Source organism: Synechococcus sp. O70.1 (assembly GCF_047462215.1).
Taxonomy (GTDB): domain Bacteria; phylum Cyanobacteriota; class Cyanobacteriia; order Thermostichales; family Thermostichaceae; genus Thermostichus.
In genome coordinates, this window is the sequence record NZ_JANSIT010000002.1 from 65,987 (window position 1) to 86,106 (window position 20,120).

At 60.8% G+C, this 20,120-nt stretch carries 17 protein-coding genes; 8 read left to right on the forward strand and 9 right to left on the reverse strand.

The window, feature by feature from the left end; genetic code table 11:
• Nucleotides 1–89: 89 nt before the first annotated feature.
• On the reverse strand, nt 90–455 hold the full coding sequence (locus tag NW833_RS01440; RefSeq protein WP_414411296.1) for a response regulator: 366 nt from the start codon (nt 453–455) through the stop codon (nt 90–92).
• 216 nt (nt 456–671) lie between these two features.
• A complete protein-coding gene (locus NW833_RS01445; RefSeq protein WP_414411297.1) occupies nt 672–1,604 on the reverse strand; it encodes an NAD(P)H-dependent glycerol-3-phosphate dehydrogenase in 933 nt (310 codons plus the stop codon).
• Between the two features lie 129 nt (nt 1,605–1,733).
• On the opposite strand from NW833_RS01445, the gene NW833_RS01450 reads away from it, so the two are divergent.
• Together NW833_RS01450 and gcvH are read left to right on the forward strand one after the other, a co-directional pair.
• Complete coding sequence (locus NW833_RS01450; RefSeq protein ID WP_414411298.1) at nt 1,734–2,639, forward strand: alpha/beta fold hydrolase; 906 nt, start codon at nt 1,734–1,736, stop codon at nt 2,637–2,639.
• Between the two features lie 78 nt (nt 2,640–2,717).
• Complete coding sequence (gene gcvH / locus NW833_RS01455; protein WP_414394202.1) at nt 2,718–3,107, forward strand: glycine cleavage system protein GcvH; 390 nt, start codon at nt 2,718–2,720, stop codon at nt 3,105–3,107.
• Between the two features lie 3 nt (nt 3,108–3,110).
• Here the strand turns inward: gcvH and NW833_RS01460 are convergent, their stop codons facing one another.
• The 3 genes from NW833_RS01460 to NW833_RS01470 all read right to left on the reverse strand — a co-directional run bounded on the left by NW833_RS01460 (nt 3,111) and on the right by NW833_RS01470 (nt 6,507).
• Complete coding sequence (locus NW833_RS01460) at nt 3,111–4,007, reverse strand: diguanylate cyclase (RefSeq protein ID WP_414411299.1); 897 nt, start codon at nt 4,005–4,007, stop codon at nt 3,111–3,113.
• 125 nt (nt 4,008–4,132) lie between these two features.
• Nucleotides 4,133–5,080, reverse strand: a complete 948-nt coding sequence (locus tag NW833_RS01465; protein WP_414411300.1) for a UDP-glucuronic acid decarboxylase family protein — start codon at nt 5,078–5,080, stop codon at nt 4,133–4,135.
• A complete protein-coding gene (locus tag NW833_RS01470) occupies nt 5,077–6,507 on the reverse strand; it encodes a UDP-glucose dehydrogenase family protein (protein WP_414394196.1) in 1,431 nt (476 codons plus the stop codon). Before NW833_RS01470 ends, NW833_RS01465 begins: the two co-directional genes overlap by 4 nt.
• 141 nt (nt 6,508–6,648) lie before the next feature.
• Between NW833_RS01470 and NW833_RS01475 the strand changes: the two genes are divergently transcribed.
• Entirely contained in the window at nt 6,649–7,539 is an 891-nt protein-coding gene (locus tag NW833_RS01475) for a cation diffusion facilitator family transporter (RefSeq protein WP_414411301.1), read from the forward strand.
• Between the two features lie 596 nt (nt 7,540–8,135).
• Complete coding sequence (gene chlP / locus NW833_RS01480) at nt 8,136–9,356, forward strand: geranylgeranyl reductase (RefSeq protein WP_414411302.1); 1,221 nt, start codon at nt 8,136–8,138, stop codon at nt 9,354–9,356.
• Between the two features lie 7 nt (nt 9,357–9,363).
• On the opposite strand, the gene NW833_RS01485 is transcribed toward chlP, so the two are convergent.
• A complete protein-coding gene (locus NW833_RS01485; RefSeq protein WP_414411303.1) occupies nt 9,364–10,194 on the reverse strand; it encodes a hypothetical protein in 831 nt (276 codons plus the stop codon).
• Between the two features lie 161 nt (nt 10,195–10,355).
• Between NW833_RS01485 and secD the strand changes: the two genes are divergently transcribed.
• Nucleotides 10,356–11,702 carry a protein translocase subunit SecD gene (secD, locus tag NW833_RS01490; protein ID WP_414411304.1) on the forward strand — a complete coding sequence of 449 codons (1,347 nt, stop codon included), beginning with the start codon at nt 10,356–10,358 and terminating at the stop codon, nt 11,700–11,702.
• Nucleotides 11,699–12,664 (forward strand): protein translocase subunit SecF, encoded by a 966-nt coding sequence (gene secF / locus NW833_RS01495; protein ID WP_414411305.1) that lies wholly within the window; start codon nt 11,699–11,701, stop codon nt 12,662–12,664. The genes secD and secF overlap by 4 nt, the downstream gene beginning before the upstream one ends.
• A gap of 15 nt (nt 12,665–12,679) precedes the next feature.
• On the opposite strand, the gene NW833_RS01500 is transcribed toward secF, so the two are convergent.
• Nucleotides 12,680–14,599, reverse strand: coding sequence for an FAD-dependent oxidoreductase (locus tag NW833_RS01500; RefSeq protein WP_414411306.1), 1,920 nt, complete (start codon nt 14,597–14,599; stop codon nt 12,680–12,682).
• A gap of 156 nt (nt 14,600–14,755) precedes the next feature.
• On the opposite strand from NW833_RS01500, the gene NW833_RS01505 reads away from it, so the two are divergent.
• Nucleotides 14,756–15,970, forward strand: a complete 1,215-nt coding sequence (locus NW833_RS01505) for an argininosuccinate synthase (RefSeq protein WP_414411307.1) — start codon at nt 14,756–14,758, stop codon at nt 15,968–15,970.
• Nucleotides 15,971–16,011: 41 nt separating this feature from the next.
• Here the strand turns inward: NW833_RS01505 and murI are convergent, their stop codons facing one another.
• Entirely contained in the window at nt 16,012–16,890 is an 879-nt protein-coding gene (gene murI / locus NW833_RS01510) for a glutamate racemase (protein ID WP_414411308.1), read from the reverse strand.
• 70 nt (nt 16,891–16,960) lie between these two features.
• Complete coding sequence (locus NW833_RS01515; protein ID WP_414411309.1) at nt 16,961–18,769, reverse strand: N-acetylmuramoyl-L-alanine amidase; 1,809 nt, start codon at nt 18,767–18,769, stop codon at nt 16,961–16,963.
• A gap of 265 nt (nt 18,770–19,034) precedes the next feature.
• On the opposite strand from NW833_RS01515, the gene NW833_RS01520 reads away from it, so the two are divergent.
• Entirely contained in the window at nt 19,035–20,096 is a 1,062-nt protein-coding gene (locus NW833_RS01520; RefSeq protein WP_414411310.1) for a hypothetical protein, read from the forward strand.
• Nucleotides 20,097–20,120: the final 24 nt, after the last annotated feature.

The window sequence follows — 20,120 nt, forward strand, 5'->3', positions numbered from 1 at the left end:
TCCCTGTCAGGGAGACTGGGGAGAGGAATTAGCTGTGCTCCCTTCTGTTGCTAGGGGGAAGCAGTGGGGACGAGGCTGCTAGCAACAGTTTAAGTTAGGTGGGCGGCAATTGCCTTCAGGAGGTGGTTTTGATCAATAGGCTTGGTGAGGTAGGCGTTGGAACCAAGTTGTAGCCCTTGTTCCACAGCTTCTCGAGAAGTCTTGGAGGAGAGAAAGACAAAGGGGATGTGGGCTGTGGCTTGATCCCATCGCACAGCATCCAGCACAGCATAGCCGTTGAGCTTGGGCATGACTACATCGCACAGCACCAAGTCTGGCAGGAGGGCGCGCACCATCTGCAGCCCTTCTTCCCCGTCTCTAGCTGCCAACGTATCGTACCCAGCTTGCCGCAACACTTTCTGCAGGTAGGTGCGGATAGAGGGATCATCCTCGATCACCAAGATGCGTTTAGCCATGGGAGGTTGTGAAAAAGCAGGAGACACACACCGCTCAAGCCAAGCTCTGGCTTCCCCGAACCTCTGAAATCCAGGTTGATGCGAGAGCAGTTAGGAGAGCTACAGAGGCAGTATAGGGAAACTTCGGAGAGAAAAACTCCGCCAAATGGCTCATTCTGGGAAGACTTGCGGTTATTCCAGGTAGCTCAAGCTCTCTTTCCCCTCAGGGAGAGGAGCTCATTCCGAGGTGAGTTGTCGCTCCATCAGGCGGGAAAGGGCGGCAGCGGGGGTGGTCTGCCCTTGCAGCAGCCAATGCACCTCCTGGGTGATGGGCACCTGGATGCCGTGCTGGGCGGCGATCTGAACTACCACGGGAGCAGTGTAAACCCCCTCGGCGGTTCCCTCGATCTCGGCCAACACCTGGCCCAGAGGTTTGCCCTGGCCCAAGCCGTAGCCTACGCGGTAGTTGCGGCTTAAAGGACTGTGGCAGGTGGCTAGGAGATCCCCTAGCCCTGAGAGGCCGTTGAAGGTCTCAGGCCGCGCCCCTAGGCGGGATCCCACCCGGATCATCTCGGCCAAGCCGCGGGTAACCAGGGCAGCCCGAGCATTGGTGCCCAGTTGCAGCGCGTCACACACCCCCACAGCAATGGCAATAACGTTCTTGAGAATACCCCCTAGCTCCACCCCTAGGGGATCGCTGCTGGTGTAGAGGCGAAAGCGCTCGGAGGCAAGGGCATGCTGCACTTGCACTGCCGCCTCGGGATTGCGGCTGGCCACCACTGCAGCTGCTGGCAAACCCTGGCGAATCTCAGCTGCCAGGTTTGGCCCGGAGAGCACCACCAACGGATGAGTAGGGAAAGTGGCTGCCCAGATCTGGGCTGGTGTCAAGAGCTGCAGGGGATCCAACCCCTTGGTGGCCGAGACCAGAATGGCTTGGGGGGGGATCCCCACCTGGCGCACGGCCTCGACCACGGGGCGCACGCCGGCCATGGAGACTGCCGAAATAATGATGTCCGATCCCCGGACTACCTCTTTGAGATCCCAGCCTTTGCGCCGATCCCAAACCTGCACCCAGTGGCCCCGAGCCTGGGCTAACAGAGCCAGGGTACTTCCCCAGGCCCCCGCCCCTAGAAGGGCAATCCTCTGGGGGGATGGTGTAGAAGCTTTCATCCAACCGTTCCAGCCGCAGCTTCTTTGCCCAGAATGCCGCTTGCTCTAGCCTCTGAAAAAGCCCCCGCCAGAGAGAGAACGTTAGTATGGTTGGATACCAACTAGAGGTTTGGCCTAAGAGCAGAGACCATGGCAGAAGCAGGGATCCAACGCCTTCCTGCTGAGGTGGCCGCCCGGATGGGGAGCTGGCGGCACGGCTATGCCCTGACCAATGGCATTCAACTGCACTATGTCACCCAGGGGGAAGGGGAGCTGGCAATCTTGTTGCATGGTTTCCCAGAGTTTTGGTATTCCTGGCGGCACCAGATCCCGGTGTTGGCGCAGCGGTTTCGCGTCGTGGCACCTGACCTGCGCGGCTACAACGACTCTGACAAACCGGATTACGGCTACGACCTGGACACCCTCACCGAGGATGTCCGCGGCCTGCTAGCCCATTTTGGGGCCAAAAGCGCGGTGGTGGTGGCCCACGACTGGGGAGGGGCTATTGCTTGGCACTGGGCGCAACTTTTTCCCCAGGAGATCCGCAAGCTGGCCGTGCTCAACTCTCCTCACCCCGCTTGCTTTCGCCGGGAGTTCCTGACCAATTTGGACCAGATGCGCCGCAGTTGGTACCTGTTTTTCTTCCAGTTGCCCTGGCTGCCAGAGTGGGTGTTGCAGTGGAACCTCGAGGAGTGGGTGCGGCGCATTTTTCAAGAGACCTCGGTGCGCAAAAGCGCCTTCACCCGCCACGACCTAAAGGTTTACCAAGAGGCCCTTGCCAAGCCCAGGGTGCTCACCTCTGCCCTCAACTACTACCGCCACCTGTTTAGCCTGCCCACTCTGCAGAACCTGTTTTTGCAGCCCCTGCGTCCGATCTTCGCCCCCACCCTGCTTATCTGGGGAGAAGAAGACTTTGCCCTTAGCCGCGAGCTGACCGAGGGAATGGATCCCTTCTTCCCCAACGGCCTGCGCAAGGAGTACATCCCCGAGTGCGGCCATTGGGCGCAGCAGGAGGCGCCCCAAACTGTGAATCGGCTGCTCCTAGAGTTTCTCTAGTCCTCCCGCCTGAGAGAGCTTTACCGCCCTCAGGGATTGCCCTAGAATAGTCCACTGGATTTAAGCGGGGAAAGTGGCATGGCCCTGGAGTACCCACCCGATCTGCGCTACGTGGACACCCACGAGTACATCCGGGTTGAGGATGACATTGCGGTGATTGGGATCACGGCCTATGCCGTCGATCAGCTGGGGGACATCGTCTTTGTCGGCCTGCCCGAGGAAGGGACAGAAATTGAAAAGGGGGAGAGCTTTGGCTCCGTGGAGTCCGTCAAGGCCGTAGAGGATCTGTATGCCCCTGTCTCGGGGGAAGTGGTGGCGGTAAACAAAGCGGTGGTGGACAGCCCAGAGAGCATTGCCGACGATCCCTATGGAGATGGCTGGCTGATCAAGGTGCGCATGACCAACCCGGAAGATCTCGACGACACGATGAGCGCGGAGGCTTACGCCAGCTTGGTGGAGGGATCCTAAGCCCTACAGCAACACTTCCCGGTTGCCCCCCTGCACTTTGGCTTGGTAGAGGGCTTGGTCAGCTGCCTCTAGAAAGCTTTGGACGGAAGTTTCTGCTGAAAGGCTGAGCAAAGAGGCGACGCCAATGCTACAGGTGAGGTGGATAACTTCTGCTCCCACCTGCAGAGGGAGGGATTGGATGGCCTGCCGCAGGCGCTTGGCCAACTGCAGGATTTGAGCTTCCGGAACCCCGCGCACCATGAGGACAAATTCGTCGCCCCCTAGCCGGGCCAGCAGATCCTCGCGGCGAACCTGATCCTGCAGTTGTTGGGCTACTTGGATCAGGGCTTGATCCCCGGCCAAATGCCCCCAGCGGTCGTTGATGAGCTTGAAGTTGTCCAAGTCCAAGTAAAGCAAGTGGAGGGGAAAGCTATGGCGGCGGGCAAAGGCCATCTCCCTCTGCAGGTGCTCTAGGAAAAACCGACGGTTGTGCAGCCCCGTGAGCGGGTCGTAGAGAGCGGCGGCAGCGACCTGGAAAAAGAAAGCCTCCTCCAGCCGGTCATAATAGGCAAACTGCAGGAGGCTATTCCCCAGCTGGATGCGATCCCTATCCGCCAAAACCCGGCAATTTACCCGTTCCCCATTGACATAGGTGCCGTTGAGGCTGCCGAGATCGATGAGGACATAGTTTTCCCCTTCCTTCCTCAGCCGGCAGTGCAGCCGAGAGATGGTGTGGTCGGAAAGCTGAACGTCGGCCTGGGGGCTGCGCCCCACTACTGCAGTCTCCCCCAGCCGGAAAGTCCTGCCCCTATTGGATCCCTGAAGCACCGTCAAAAAGGCGCCCACTGCTTTCCTCTCCACCTCCAGCCCGCAGGTTTCCAGGGGCACGGGGGTGGTTGGTTCTTCCGGAGAAGTATCCACAGGCGTAGGGATCCCCTACTTGAGTTAACATGCCTTTTCTGTATTATGACGGGTATTCTGCCAGCCTGGCTGCTTTCTTCCGCAAAGTTGGCCAGCTCTGGGGAAAATCTCCCAGAGGTCTTCCTTTACTCCAGCCCCAGCCGGCGGCGGAAGTAGGGGATGGTCAGCTCCAGGCCCACTGGCAAAGGGATCTGGGGCTCCCACCCCAGCAAGGCGCGGGCCTTGTTGATGTCGGGCCGGCGCTGCCTGGGATCGTCGGTTGGGAGAGGCCGGTGGACGATGGGAGAAGAGCTGCCGGTGAGGGCCAAAACCTGCCGAGCCAACTCTAGAATGGTGACCTCCTGCGGGTTGCCCAGGTTAAAGGGGCCGGGATAAGGGCTGTTCATCAGGCGCACCAGGCCCTCGATGAGGTCGGAGATGTAGCAAAAGCTGCGGGTCTGGGAGCCATCTCCATAGACGGTGAGGGGATCCCCGCGCAGCGCCTGGACGATGAAGTTGCTGACCACGCGACCATCCTCTTCCCGCATGGCGGGCCCATAGGTGTTGAAGATGCGGGCCACGCGGATCTCCGTTTGGTACTGCCGCTGCCAGTCAAAGGTTAGGGTTTCGGCCAGGCGCTTGGACTCGTCGTAGCAGGCCCGCGGGCCGATGGGGTTGACATGGCCCCAGTAGTCCTCCGGCTGGGGATGCACCTGGGGATCCCCGTACACTTCCGAAGTGGAGGCTAGGAGGAAGCGGGCCCCCGTCTTTTGGGCCAGCTCCAGGAGGTGGTAGGTGCCCCAGACGCTGGTGCGGATGGTGCGGATGGGATCCGCTTGGTAGTGGGGGGGAGAGGCAGGGCAGGCCAGGTGGTAGATTTGCTCGATGCCAGCTTTTTCCAGCTCCGGCGGCAGCGGCTCGGCCACGTCGTGCCACAGCAAGGTAAAGGCGGGGTTGTTGCGGTGGGCCCGCACGTTCTCCTCTCGCCCCGTGTAGCCGTTGTCGAGGCAGATAACCGCGTGGCCTTCCTGCAGAAGGCGGCTGACCAGATGGGAGCCGATAAACCCCAAACCACCCGTTACCAGAACCTTCACCAGCCCACTCCAATTAAGGTGATGCCCGCCTGTTGAAGGGCCTGCCGGTCTAGGCAATTGCGGCCGTCAACGATAAGAGGCCGCCGCATCAACTCGGCAAGGCGCCGGTAATCCAGCGACAAGAACTCCGGCCACTCTGTCACCAGCACCAGGGCGTCGCAATCCTGGGCCAGGCGGAACACGTCTGTTTCCACCACCACATGGGCTAGGCCCTCCCGCATTCCCGAAGCCGAGACAATGGGATCATAGGCTTTTACCTTGGCCCCCAGGCGGTGGAGCTGCTCAATTAAGGTTAAAGACGGCGCATCCCGCAGGTCGTCAGTGTGGGGCTTGAAGGTGAGGCCCAAAAGGCCAATGGTCTTGCCCTTAAGCACCTTAAGAGCCTGCTGCAGCTTTTCCACCAAGCGCTGCCGCTGCTCGCGGTTGACCTCGACAGTAGCCCGCAACAGCTTGGCCTCGTAGCCGTAGTCAGCCGCCGTCTGGATCAAAGCGGCCAAATCCTTGGGGAAGCAGCTCCCCCCCCAGCCTATGCCGGCGTTGAGGAAGGCGCGGCCAATGCGCTTATCGAGGCCAATCCCTTCGGCCACCTGGAGGATGTCGGCGCCGGTGCGCTCGCAGATATTGGCAATCTCGTTGATGAAGCTGATCTTAGTGGCTAGGAAGGCGTTGGCGGCATATTTGATCATCTCGGCGGAGGCCAGGTCGGTGACCAGCAAGGGCACGGGATCCCCGCCCAAGCCTTGTTGGCGGCTGAGGATGGGCTCGTAAAGTTGCCGCAGGATCTCGATGGCCCGGGGGCTGTTGGAGCCAATCACGATGCGGTCGGGGTAAAAGGTATCGTGGATGGCGCTGCCCTCCCGCAGAAACTCGGGGTTGCTCACCACGTCGAAGGGCGGCACCCAGGGAGACCTGTCCAGGGTGGCCAGGGAGGAGGGGGTGGGATCCCCGCCTGCTATGGCCATCTTCTGTTTTTCTGCCTGGCTGCCTAGCCGCTGCTTGGCGGCCTCTGCCGCCCCGTCCAGAATAAGCATGCGCACCCAGTCGCCGGAGCCGATGGGGACAGTAGACTTGTTAACAATAACCCGGTAGCGGTCGTCTAGGTGCTGGCCGATCTCCCGCGCTACAGCCTCTACGTAGCGCAGGTCTGGCTCGCCGCTGGGCAGAGCTGGCGTCCCTACGGCAATGAAGATGACCTCGCTGGCCTGCACCCCCAGGGCAAGATCGGTGGTAAAGTGCAGCCGACCGGCCTCAGTTCCAGCCCGCACCAGGTCTTCCAGGCCGGGCTCGTAGATGGGCAGGCGGCCCCGCTGCAACCCTTCAATTTTGGCAGGGTTGTTGTCCACGCAGATAACGCGGTGGCCTATTTGGGCTAGACAGGCGCCGGTTACCAACCCCACATAGCCGGCCCCCACGACCGCCACGTCCATCGCCTGCCGCTCCTTCCTGTCGATCCTCGGTTCTAAAGTACCCCATCCCCTGGGATTACCTATCCCCTTATAAAGTCGGCTCCTAGGAGGAGGTTAGTGGCAAGATGAGGCTAACGGACTTCCGCCTGAGGCTCCCCAGCAGTGAGCTGGCCCAGCTCTGCCGCCATAGCCAGCCGCCGTCAGCGCCAGGTGCAGAGGGTGCTGTACGTTACGTTGGGGCTAAATAGCCTGGTGTTTGCCATCAAGTTAACCCTGGGGCTGGCGACGGGATCCCTAAGCTTGGTGGCCAATGCCCTGCACAGTGTTACCGACAGCGCCAGCAACCTCCTTGCCCTGGTGGCGGTCCACTTTTCCTCGCCAGAGCCGGATGAGGAACATCCCTATGGCCGCAGCAAGTTTGAGGCAATCGGTGCCCTGGGGATCGCTGCCCTTTTGGCCATGGCTTGCTTCGAGATCCTCAGCGCAGCGGTGGGACGGTTTTTCAAGCCCCTGCCTCCCCAGCTCCAGACCGACGGGTTGACCTTGACGCTAATGCTGGGGGTGCTGGGGATCAACCTCTTCGTAGCCTTCTATGAGCGCTCCTGGGGCAAGGCTCTGGCCAGCTCGCTGCTCTTGGCCGATGCCCGCCATACCCTCAGCGATGTCTGGGTGACCCTGACGGTATTGCTGGGTCTAGCCGGGATCCACTACTGGAGGATCCCCTGGCTGGATCAGGTGCTGGCTGTGCCGGTGGGGCTGCTGGTGTTCTGGAGCGCCTGGGAAGTGCTGCAGGAAAACATTCCCGTTTTAACCGACCGGGCGGCCATTCCGCCTAAAACATTGCGGAAGCTGGTTCTCAGCTTGCCTGGCATCCTTGACTGCCACGACATCACCTCCCGCGGCATCCCAGGGCGGATGATCTTCATCGAAATGCACATGGTGGTGGAGCCGCTGGACGTTGAGTCGGCCCATCGCCTCACTGAAGCGGTGGAACGCCTGCTGCAGGAGCGCTACGGGCCGGTGCGGGTCACCATCCACCTGGAGCCGCTCTGAAAGACTTATACAACCCCGGGCAAAAGCAGACTTTCGCTCGGCGTTGAGGCTTTCTTCCTGCTTCAGCGACCCGTGGCTAGTGGCAGAGCCCACCCCTACCACCCCGCCAGAGGGATCTCCACAGGCGTAACTTCCCCGCGATCGCGATAGCGGGCCGTAGGCCTTGCTGCAGGTAGATGCTCCTTGCCCTTAGAAGGCACACAGGCTAAAGACGGAGCCAACTTTAGCCTAGGCAAAACGCCTACTCAAGAAGAAGATTACCTGCTAGCCTACTAGCTCAGCCCATCTACGTCAAGGCAGAAGGTTAGTTGTGCCACAAAGTGGCCAATTGTCCGGTGAATCAAGGACTAGAGGAGATCCCTAGCCCCACGGTCAATCCGCCCAAGCCGCAGAGTTCGCCTTGCGCCACAGGGCCTCCTCACCAGAGCTCTTCTTGGGTTCCTTGCATTCCTTGCCCCACCCGGGTTTAATGGGGGTAGACAAGAGACCGCAGCACCCGTACCTGTTGCTGCACTCCTGTATGCTGCAGGCTAGCTTCCCTTTTGGGAAGTCCTAGGAATTGGAAAGGAATTGGAAAAAAGAAAAAGGAGGGCGCCTTGAGCCTGAGAGTTGCCGTGGTGGGGGGCGGGCCAGCAGGGGCTTCTGCAGCCGAGGTTCTGGCTCAAGCCGGGATCGAGACCTTTTTGTTTGAGCGGAAGCTGGACAACGCCAAGCCCTGCGGAGGCGCTATTCCCCTCTGTATGGTTTCGGAGTTCGACCTGCCGGAGGAGATCATCGACCGCAAGGTGCGCAAGATGAAGATGATCTCGCCCTCCAACTACGAGGTGGACATCGCCCTCGAAAATGAAGGCGAGTACATTGGCATGTGCCGCCGCGAAGTCCTTGACGCTTTCTTGCGCAACCGCGCCCGTCAAAAGGGGGCAGAGCTCATTCACGGCAAGGTGATGCACCTGGAAGTCCCCAAAAATGGCCAGGATCCCTACGTCTTGCACTACATCGACTTTTCCGGCAACGCGCAGCAGGGGGTACCTCGCTCGCTGGCGGTGGATGTGGTGATTGGGGCGGATGGGTTCCACTCGAAGGTGGCAGAGGCCATTGGTGCCGGGGACTACAACTATGCCCTGGCTTTTCAGGAGCGCATTCGCCTCCCCGAGGACAAAATGGCCTACTATGCTGAGCGGGCAGAGATGTACGTGGGAGACGATGTCTCGCCCGACTTTTATGCCTGGGTGTTTCCCAAGTGCGACCATGTGGCGGTGGGTACCGGCACGATGAGGGCCAACCAAGCCCAGATCCAAAAGTTGCAAGCCGGGATCCGCGCCCGCGCTGCTGACCGGATCCGTGGGGGCCAGGTGATCAAGGTGGAGGCCCATCCCATTCCAGAGCATCCCCGTCCGCGCCGCGTAGTGGGCCGGGCCGCGTTGGTAGGAGACGCAGCAGGATACGTAACCAAGGCAAGCGGCGAAGGGATTTACTTTGCTGCCAAGTCGGGCCGCATGTGCGCCGAGGCTGTTGTTGAAACTTCCAACGGCGGGAAGCGTATCCCCACAGAAGAGGATCTCAAGCTCTATCTCCAGCGCTGGGATCGCCAGTACGGCCTGACCTACAAAGTCTTGGACATTCTGCAGCGGGTGTTCTACCGCTCCAACGCCACCCGCGAAGCTTTTGTCGAGATGTGCGCCGACCGGGATGTGCAGCGGCTAACCTTTGCCAGCTACCTCTATAAGACGGTGGTGCCGATGAGCCCCTGGGTGCAGTTCAAGATTACCGTTAAAACTCTGGGCAGCTTGCTGCGGGGCAACGCCCTCGCTCCCTGAGGAATTTCTACTGCCACTGGAAGGTAACAGTAACCCGATCCCAGTTGGCGTCCGTTTTCAGCACGCTGGCAGAAGCTTTCTGGCCAGGAGGTACATTGCTGGGCTCAAAGGCGGCCACGCGCGTATCGACGACTTCTCCGCCACGGTAGAAGGTAAAACGGGCGCGGGCGTTGAGGACAGTGCGGTTGCTGCGGTTGATGGCCTCCACACTCAGGCGACTGCCAGCCCCTACCCGCTCTTCGCGGATTGATCCCACAATCACCAACTCGCCCGGGTTGGGTCCGGATGCCGCAGGCGTTGGGCTTGCAGGGGCAGAGGGTTGGGGGGTGGCGCCTTGCTGCTTCAAGAGCTCCAAAACGCGGGCCAGCTCCTGCTGAAAGAAGATAAAGGCTTCCCGCGATTGGTTGGCCACCTGGGCCAGGATCAGCCGATCCGCTTCGGTCAGAGGGATCTCCAGGAGGGGATTTGGCCCTTTTAGGGTAACCCGGATGCTGGCAACCTCCTGGTTGATGAACTTATCCAGATAGGGAAAGAGATTAAGGATGCAATCTTGAAAAGATCCCAGCGGCAAGGTGCTCTTGTTGGTCAGCACCAGGTCAGCCCGATCACAGCTAGCCCGATCCGCCAGCTCAATTTCCAGGGGCACCCGAAAGGAGCCCGGACTGGTGTTGGTGATGGTAACCTGAGTGCCGGACACCACCTCCCGCCAGCCATGGATAACTTCTACGCTAGGGCGAGTCACCTCTTCCGTGAAGTACTCTCCCGCCCAGGCAGGGGATCCGCAGAAGGTGAGCATAGAAAGCAACGCCGCCACCAGGCAAGTTCGTCGCCAATTCACCTTCACTTTTCCTCCCTTGCAGATCTGGGACACTGCCTGCCCCTGGCAACAGCTTCTAGCGTCAACTAAGTCCGTCTAGGGTAAAATCGAGAAGTTCAAAGCGTTACAAAACTTTGGGCCTGCCGACCAGTGCGGCTGTGTTCCTCGCTTAACTAGGCAGTATGGCCAGATCCCTAGCTTCGTGGCTCAATCGGCTTGCCCTCCTGCGAGGCCTAGTCTTTATCCTAGCAGTGGTAGTGGCTCTCACCTACTTGGGCTTTAGCCGAGAAGTTCGCCTCGGCCTTGACCTCAAAGGCGGGACGCAGCTTACCCTGCAAGCTCTGCCGACGCAGGAGGTGCCTGAGATTACTCCCGAAGTGATGCAGGGAGTGGAGGCTGTTATCCAGCAGCGGATCAACGGCCTGGGGGTGACTGAGCCTTTGATTCAAATCAGTGGCCGGGATCGTCTATTCGTGCAACTGCCTGGGGTAGCAGATCCGGATCGGGCGGTTGCTCTTTTGGGCGACACAGCCCAGTTGGAATTTCGCAAGGGCCTAGTTCCGGTCAGCGCCCTGCCCCGCAACGAACGGGGGGAGGTAACAGCCGGAGAGAACCCCGAAGCCTTGTTTGAAGGGGTCGGCCTCACCGGGGATCTGCTGCGCAACGCCTATCCCCAGGCCCCTCGCCGCGGCTCCCAGAGCTGGGAAGTGCTGCTAGAGTTTAAGCCGGAGGGGGCTGAGAAGTTTGCCCAGGTCACCCGAGAGCTGGCTGGCACGGGTCGCCCCTTGGGGATTTTTCTGGACGAGGTGCTCATCAGCGCCCCGATCGTGGGGCCGGAGTTTGCCCGCACTGGCATTACTGGCGGAACGGCGGTGATCACAGGCAATTTCACGGTGGAAACTGCCACTGACCTAGCGATAAAGCTCAAAGCGGGGGCGCTGCCGGTTCCAATTCAGGTGATTGAAAACCGCACGGTCGGGGCCACCCTAGGAGAAGAAAGTGTGCGCCGTAGCCTCTATGCCGGTATCGGCGGCCTGGTGCTGGTGTTTGTGTTCATGGTGGCCTACTACCGCCTGCCGGGACTCATTGCCGACATCGCTCTCCTCATCTATGCCCTCTGTACGTTTGCTTTGTTCCAACTGCTGGGGGTGACCATGACCCTGCCAGGAGCCGCTGGCTTCATTCTCAGCATTGGCATGGCGGTGGACGCCAATGTGCTAATCTTTGAGCGCATCAAAGAGGAGCTGCGGGCGGGCAAGTCCATCTACAAGTCCATCTCGGAAGGGTTTAGCCGCGCCTTTAGCAGCATTCTCGACAGCAACGTCACCACCCTTTTGGTCTGTGGCGTGCTCTTTTGGTTGGGGATGGGGCTGGTGAAAGGTTTCGCCGTAACCCTGGCTATTGGCGTTTCGGTAAGCTTCTTTACGGCCATTACCTGCACCCGCACCCTGCTGTTGGCGGCAATGGGGATCCCTGCCCTGCGCAAACCTGAACTCTACGGCGTTCGCATGGAGGCGGCCCAACCATGACCGCGCAAGAGCTAGCAGGCGGATCCTCGCGGTTGCTCGACTACCGCTTCGACATCGTCGGGCGCAGCAAGCTCTGGTTTACCCTTTCCTTGGCGGTCTTGCTGGTGGGGCTGGCCAGCATGGCCTTTTCCCTGGCTTCTCTGGGAACTCCCCTGCGGCTGGGGTTGGATTTTTCCGGCGGCACCTTGCTGGATCTGCGTTTTGAGCGGCCTGTCACCACCGACGAGCTGCGGCGGGCGCTGCAGGAACATGGTCTGGGAACCAGCATCATCCAACTGGACACCCAGACGGGCCAGGAAGCCCTGATCCGCATGCCCCCTTTGACGGAGCAAGAGCGCCTGGCAGTGGAAGACACGCTGCGGCAGCGGGTGGGATCCTTTGAGCGCAGGCTGGTGGAGACGGTGGGCCCGACGGTGGGGCGTTTGCTCTTGCGCTCCGGCCTCGTGGCCGTGCTCATCTCCTTTGGGCTCATTGTGGTGTATCTGGCCCTGCGCTTTCAGTGGGATTACGCAGTGTTTGCCATTGTGGCCTTGCTGCACGATGTGGTGTTGACCACAGGGCTGTTTGCCCTTTTGGGCCTGACGGTGGGCATGGAGGCGGACAGCCTGTTTGTGGTGGCGCTGCTAACCATCATCGGCTTTTCCGTCAACGACACGGTGGTCATCTACGACCGCATCCGGGAAAACCTGCGTCTAGTCAGCCGCCGGGTCAGCTTTGCCGAGGTGGTGAACCTGTCTTTAAACCAAACTTTTGCCCGCTCCCTAAACACCACCCTGACGACGATGCTGCCCCTGGTGGCCATTGCCATTTTTGGCGGGGCCACGTTGAAGGGGTTTGCGATTGCTTTGCTCATCGGCTTTAGCTTGGGGGTCTATTCCAGCATCTTTATCGCCAGCCCCCTGCTGGTGTGGTGGCGGCAGCGGCGCTATGGCAGAAAGGTGCCTTCCAGCGCAGAGGGGTAAGACGGCAGCAGCGGCCTACCAGTGCAGTCGCTGTCCATGGGCAACCAGGTAGCGCTGCAAATCGGCCATCTTGCCCTGCGGCACGATTTGGGCCGGGGTCAAGCTGGGATCCTGGCTACGCAACCAGGCCACAATGAGCCCAGCTGCCGAGCCGATGGTCCACTCCCCGTAGTGGGTGCGGGTAGCGGCGTTAACAATGTGGCTGACGGCGATCCCTTTGCCGCCGATAAGCAGGTTATCCACCTTCTGCGGGATCAAAGCTTCCAAGGGAATGAGAATGGGGCGAACGGAAAACTCGCTGACCGGCGCGGAGCTGGCCGACCGGGAGGGCTCCCAGTTGCGGTAGCGACAGCCGTGCATGTCGATGGCGTAGTGGGTGATCCCGACAACGGTGGGTCTGAAATCCCGCCCTCCGCTGGCGCCAACCCGGATGTCCTGCTCCAGTATCATGAACTCCGCCTGGCCGTAGGCAGCTCGCCCCAGGATGCGCCGTCCCTCTCGGATGTAGGGGTAGAGGCTGAGGCCAGAGCGGGTGCCCAGCAAGGAGTCTTCGGCAAACACTAGGGAGAGGGGATAGCCGGGCCGGGATTGGGTTTCCATCAGCCACTCGGCAAACAACAGGGCGTGGTTTTCTCCATCTTTGAGGGCGGAGACGTCCAGCCCCCCCAACCAGTTGTGGCGCTGCCCCGAGGCCACCAGCCGCTCTTCGGTCAGGATCAGGGGCGGGTTCATCAGCCCCCAGTCGTTGCCGCGGTTCCAGTTCACCAGGGTCAGATCTCCGGGAACCGGGGTGCCGTAGAAGGGATCCGTGCGGCCCTTGCTGACGATGCGGCGATAGTTGAAAAAGCTCCGGCCGCTGAAGGTGGGAAAGCCCTCCAGGTCAAACTGGCGGCGGTGTTCGGCGCGGGAGTAGCCCGGCTGCAACTGGGCCAGCTCGGCGCGGGAGCGGCCGCCATCGTCGCGGATGGCTAGCACAAAGGGAAAGGTAAAGGCTTGGGTACACTCCGGGTTGCTGGCCGGGGCGGCATTGGGCTCTCCGGTTAGATCCCGCCCTTCCGAGCCCAGCCGGTAGGGGATGCCAGCCCAGCCCACCAGCTCGCCGGTATCGGTGGCGTCGATGACGAAGAAGGGACGGCCCGGCGGTGCCTGCAGCCGCAGCACCCGTTTGGCAAACACTTCCGTCTCCTGCCAGCTATACCAGCTCACCAATTCGCGCCACAGCCGTCCTGGCGGCACGAAGTTGGGATCCCGCGGTTGTCGCTGCACAGCATAAATGCTCTCAATCCGGGAGCCGTCGGCGCTGAAGGTGGCCCCCTTAAAAGCCGTCTGGGTGGCCCAGCGACTCTGGGGAGCATGCTGAGCTGCCTGCCGCAGCCAGGTATCCACCGCCTGCAGACCTGCCTGGGGCGGAAAACACAAGCTCCCTACCCAGCAACTGTTGATCTCGGCCACGCGGGTGCCGGGCGGGATCCCTGTCCAGGACGGGAGATGCACCGGCTGGCTTTCAATGAGGGCCTTAAACTCCAGCCAGTGGCGGGAAAAATTGCCCCGCTGCCGCATGAGGAGAGACTCATCGAGGGCCGATACCCCTTGGGAAGTGATCTGCCCCCCTAGCCAGGGAGTGAGCTCGATGAGGCAGGTTTGCACGCCCCCCCGCATGGCTTGGCCTGCTGCCGCCACGCCCCCTAGAGATCCGCCCACCACCACCAGCTCGCACTCCCAGATCTCCTCCGGCTGCGGCAGGGGATCCAGTAGCGGCCAGCCGTGGGCGGTAAAACGGGGCAGCTCTGGCGGGGATCCCCCTTCCGGCTGGGAGAGGGCGGCAAACCCTGCCCCGGCCACAAAGCTCAGCAGCGACAGGATCCCCAGTCCCAGAGCTCGTTTCTGGCTAAGTCTCCGCTGCGCTGCTCGGATCCCTCTGCTGGCCTTGCTCACTTGAGCCCCACCCCCCACGCCGCGCCAACACCTGCTTAGACAGCGATCCCAAGCCTATGAGGAGAATACTCGACAAGCTGCCCCCAGGGGTCAGACTGGGCAAGCTACAGGGCATAATGGGCTAGCAACTTGTCTCCAACAGGGATCCACAGCACCATGGGACGGGCAAAGAAGGTGGTTTTGGCCTACTCCGGCGGCGTTGACACCTCCGTCTGTATCCCCTACCTCAAACACGAGTGGGGGGTGGAATCGGTGGTTACCCTGGCGGTGGATCTGGGGCAAGGAGCAGAGCTGGAGGCCATCCAGGCCAAGGCCCTTAGGGCAGGGGCAGAGCAATCGCTGGTGCGGGAGGCTGTCCAGACCCTAATTACCGACTATGCCTTCCCCGCCCTCCAGGCCAACGCCCTCTACGAACAGCGCTACCCTCTCTCCACTGCCCTGGCCCGGCCCCTGATTGCCAAGCTGCTGGTAGAGGTGGCAGAGGAAGTGGGTGCCGACGCAGTGGCCCATGGCTGCACCGGCAAAGGCAACGACCAAGTGCGCTTCGACCTGGCCATTGCCGCCCTAAACCCTAGGCTAAAGGTGCTGGCCCCAGCGCGCGAGTGGGGCCTGACCCGCGAGGAGACCATTGCCTATGGGGAGCGCTACGGGATCCCCATGCCGGTGCAGAAGTCCAGCCCCTACAGCATCGACCTCAACATTCTAGGCCGCAGCGTCGAAGCCGGGATCCTGGAGGACGCCGACCAAGAGCCGCCGGAGGAAGTGTATGCCCTCACCCGGCCTCTTTCTCAAACCCCCGACGAACCCGCCTATGTGGAGATTGCCTTTGAAGAGGGGATCCCAGTGGAGCTGGATGGGCAGCGCCTTGGCCCCCGAGTCCTCTTTGAGCGGCTCAATGCCTTGGCCGGCAGCCACGGCGTGGGCCGCATCGACATGATTGAGGATCGGCTGGTGGGGATTAAGTCGCGCGAGATCTACGAGTGCCCCGCTCTAACTGTGCTCATTCAAGCCCACCGCGAGCTGGAAAGCCTCACCCTTCCCCGCGAGGTCCTCCACTACAAGTACGGCATCGAGACCACCTACAGCCAGTTGATCTACAACGGCCTTTGGTATTCGCCGCTGCGGGAGGCTCTTGACGCCTTTGTCCGCACCACCCAGAAAAGCGTCACCGGCGTCGTGCGGATGCGTCTGCACAAGGGCCAAGCGGTCTGCGTGGGCCGCCGTTCCCCTTACTCCCTCTACAACCCAGAGCTGGCCACCTACGGGGAAGGGGATCAATTCGACCATCGCGCTGCCGAAGGCTTCATCTATATTTGGGGCTTGCCTACCCGTGTCTGGGCCGAGGTTCACCGCTGGCGCGAAGGGAGGTAAGCCTATTCCGCCGGCGTTCTCGAGCAGATGGCTGTTCTTGTCTAGGTTCGGCGGAAGTTGTTGACGTCTAGGGCTGGCAACTCTACCTGTTCCACCTGAGGTCGAAAGCCCAACCAAGGGGTGGCCAACTGGGCAAAGCGCTCTGGATCCCCGCTGACATAGAAGCGGTGCGGTTCGTCGCGGAGGGCTGTTGGGGGCCGGCGGAGACCCCAGAGGCCGAGTTCACGGGCTAGCGAGCGCACCAGGGCCACGCCGGGATCCACCCGCTTGACCGAAGGGGGCAGCAGAGACTTCAGCAGGGGATCAAGGAGAGGATAGTGGGTGCAGCCGTAGACAAGGGTGTCGATCCCCTGCCGTAGAAGCGGCTGTAAGTAGCGTTTGGCGGCCTGCTGCAGCTCGAGGCTGTTCAACTGACCGGCTTCGATGAGGGGAACAAACGCCGGGCAGGCCTGCTCCCAGCAGTGGACAGGCTGGGGAAAGCGCTTGGGATCCAGGGCGCTGTACTCACGGATGGCCTTGGAGTAGGCGCGGCTTTTAACCGTAGCCGCCGTGGCAATGACCCCAATGCGGGATCCTTGGGCCAAGGCCGCCTGGGCGCCGGGCAGGATGAGGCCAAGGATGGGTAGGGCAAACTCCTGCTGCACTTGCTCTAGGGCCAGCGCCGAGCTGGTGTTGCAGGCCATCACCACGACTTTCACCGGCTGCGCCTGCATCCAGCGTAGGATCTGGCGCACGAAGGTCAAGATCTCCTCAGGCGAGCGATCCCCATAGGGCAGCCGCGCCGTATCGGCAAAATAGACAAGGCGCTCTTGGGGCAATTGCCGCCGCAAGGCCCGCCAAACGGTAAGCCCCCCCAGACCACTGTCAAACACCCCAATTGGCCAACTGGGATCTGGCTCTCTTGTCCACCCCCAACGCATGCTCCTTCCTCCCTCACTACCTTGGCCTAAGCTGCTGTATCCTACCCTGCCTTGAGACGGGTGGCACGCTCTAGCGGTTGCGCAAGAAGGTCTCGATGCCCTCGGCAATGGCCCGCGCCAAAATGGCCTGGTATTCGGGGGTGGCCAACTTTCGCCCTTCCGTGGGGTTGGTAACATACCCCAGCTCCAGCAGCACCGAGGGCATGCCCACGGGCGTTTCCCGCACCATGAAAAAGCGGGCCCGTCGCACCCCCCGATCCGCAGCGCCAGTAGCTCGCACCAGGCTGCGGTGCAAGATTGCTGCTAGCTCGGCGCTATCCGGCCGTAGGTAGTAGGTCTCGATGCCGTGGACGCTGGAGCGATCCAGAGCGTTGGCGTGGATGCTCACCAACAGCGTGGCGTTGGCCTGCACGGCTATATCCACCCGCGGTCGCAGCAACACCTCACGGTCGTCGGTGCGGGTCATCACCACCTCATAGCCCCGCTCCTGCAGCAGGCGTCGGACCTGGTGGGCAACAAGGAGTACAATGTCCTTCTCCAAGATCCCATCTACCCCGACAGCACCGGGATCCCGTCCCCCGTGGCCTGGATCCAGGGCAATGACCGGCCGGCTTGGGCGAGGACGGGAAGCCTGGGCAGGCGGCTGCGGCTGGGATGTGGGAAAAGGAGCGCCTAGAGGACGCAACTCCAAAGTGATGCGGCGGGATCCCTGGCCGGGATTGGGCTCAAAGACATTGAAGTCCTCGGCGGGCTGCACCAGAATGCTGACCGTGCGGGCATCTTCCTGCACAAGGCGGATCCGCTGCACCGGTCCCCCGACCGGCAAGCCGGGATCCGGCAAGGACTCGGGCAGGCGCGCCGGTGCCACGTTGATGCGGTAGCTGCCGCTTTCGGGATCCCAGCCAGCCCGGTAGAACATAAACCCATCGGCGCTGATGATGAGCTGATTTCCCCGCAGTTCCACAGAGCGCAAGGTGGCCAGCGGCCCTTGGGAATCAGTTAGGCTGATATCAGGCAAAAGGCTGGCCTGGGCAGCACCCCCAGCAGGCTGGATCCAGATTCCTCCCTGCTGTGGGTCGTAGCGGGCCTCCCAATCCCCACTGGAAGGATCCACATCCAACACCACGCGGGCGGTCGTAGGCTCGAACTGCCCAACACGCAGCCGCAAAACCCCCAAGCGGTTGACAGGATAGACCCGCTGGGTGAGGGCGGGACTAAGGGTGGTGTTGAGAAAATCCACAACCACCCGATTTGGATCGAAGAGGCGCCGCACCGTGGTGGAAGGGTTGCCCTGGGTGCGAATGAAAAAGCCCTCCGCCTGGGGAGAGATGGCCAAGATCTGATGGCTGGAACGGGAGCTTGCAGGAGGAGGGAGTGGGCTGGTTTCAGGGCGACGGGGCGGCTCTAAGGATGGGGACGAGGCGGTGGACTCCTGGGAACCAGGGGGAGGGGGAAATAGCGAGGCAGGGGGCGAGGGTTGCTCGGGTTGGAGGAACTGAACAGCCCAGCGGGAAGGGCTGGCGGTAAGGAGTTGCAGTTGGTCAAGGCTAAGGGGCTGGTCCGGCTGCAGGTGGAGGACAAAGCGAGTGATGGTCGGGGTGAGCTGTTTGATCTCCAACAAGGTAACTCGCCCTGGAAAGGTCTGGCTTTGGGGCTCGCGTCCAAAAAGGGTGTTGGGAAAATCCAGAACCACCCTAGGAGGGTTTTGCAGCACAAACAGAAAAGGCCGCACCTCTCCTTGGGTGTTGACCTCCAGCCATCCCCGCTGCGGGTCGTAGTGCCAGCGGTCAATGCGAGACAGACCGGTAACGGTAGTCAGTTGGGCTTGAACGGGCAAGGGGGAAAATAGACCCGCTCCGGCTAGGCCCCACAGCAGCATTGCTCCCCAAAGGGAGCTCTGCCTAGACGGCCTGGGATTTATCCCCTGCTTGTCCAAGTCAGGCATATCCTCCACCCACTCTGCCTACCTGCTGCCCTCAACTATACCAACCTCCCCCCAAGGCGACCTGAAGGGAGCGCCCTCTTGCTGCTGCCGGCGGGACTAGCTGAAGATAGTGGGGATCCTCCTGAGATTTCGCCAAGTAATGAATGACAGGCCCACCTGATCCCCTCTCTCTGGCCCGCGCCGGTAATAGTAAGCGATTGTGCAGGTTGTCCGCTTGGAGCTGCTGCGGCAAAAGTGGCCTGCACAAGTTCGCTTTGCTGATAACACCCTGCACATCTACCTGCTGGGATCCCTTCCCGGACAACCCTCCCCTCAAGTGGTGACCGCCCGGCTTTTTCTAATGTTGAAGCAGCTGCGGATCCCACGGCTGGAACAAGTGGAAATTTGCGCTTTCCTCGGCTCCCAGTTGCTCTGGCGACGCAGACTGAGAATAGGCTCCCGGCGGCGTTGGGATCGGTTTTCCTTCGATAACTGGGCAGTCAACGCTTGGGCTTACCCGGCTGCGTTTGCGGTGGCCCTGATGGTGAACAACATAGGCTTGTTGCAGTTGTTGCATTTGCCTCTTCACATTTGGATCTACGAATTTGGCCATGCCACCGTCGCCTGGTGGAGCGGGTATCGGGCTTTGCCTCTGCCCATCGGCTGGACAAGCGTTAGCTCGCAGAGGGATCCCTTTGTGTATTTTGGAATCCTCTTTTTACTGATTCTACTCTTCTGGTCAGCCCGCAAGGAGCGGATTGGGTGGCTGCAGGTGCTGGCCATCTTTCTTGCTCTATTGCAGTTTTACATGACCTGGCTGATGCCCAATCGCACCTGGGAGATGTTGTTTGTCTTTAGCGGCGTTGGAGGAGAATTTTATCTCAGCACCTTTCTGATGGCCAGCTTTTATTTTCCCTTGCCAGATCGCTGGAGATGGGATTTTTGGCGATTTGTCGTGCTGGGGATCGCGAGCAGCAGCCTCTGGAAAAGCTTTTGGCAGTGGCATCTTATTCAGCAAGGGTTAGCCCCAATTCCTTGGGTAACCCTACTAGGCGGCCAAGGAGATGCTGCTGGGGATATGAACCGCCTGGTTTATGAGTTTGGTTGGAGCGAAAGCCAAATTGTCCAAACCTACAAAAGCCTAGGAAACTGGTGTGTTTTGTTCATATTGGGCTTGTATGTCTTGTTTCTACTGCGCATGAACAATCAGATTTGGTTGTCTCTACAAGCAAGATTTATCCTCTGGGTCGATGCTCTTTTTGAACCGAGTAAGCATCGCTAAAAAAAGCCATATCTTCTCACCTTT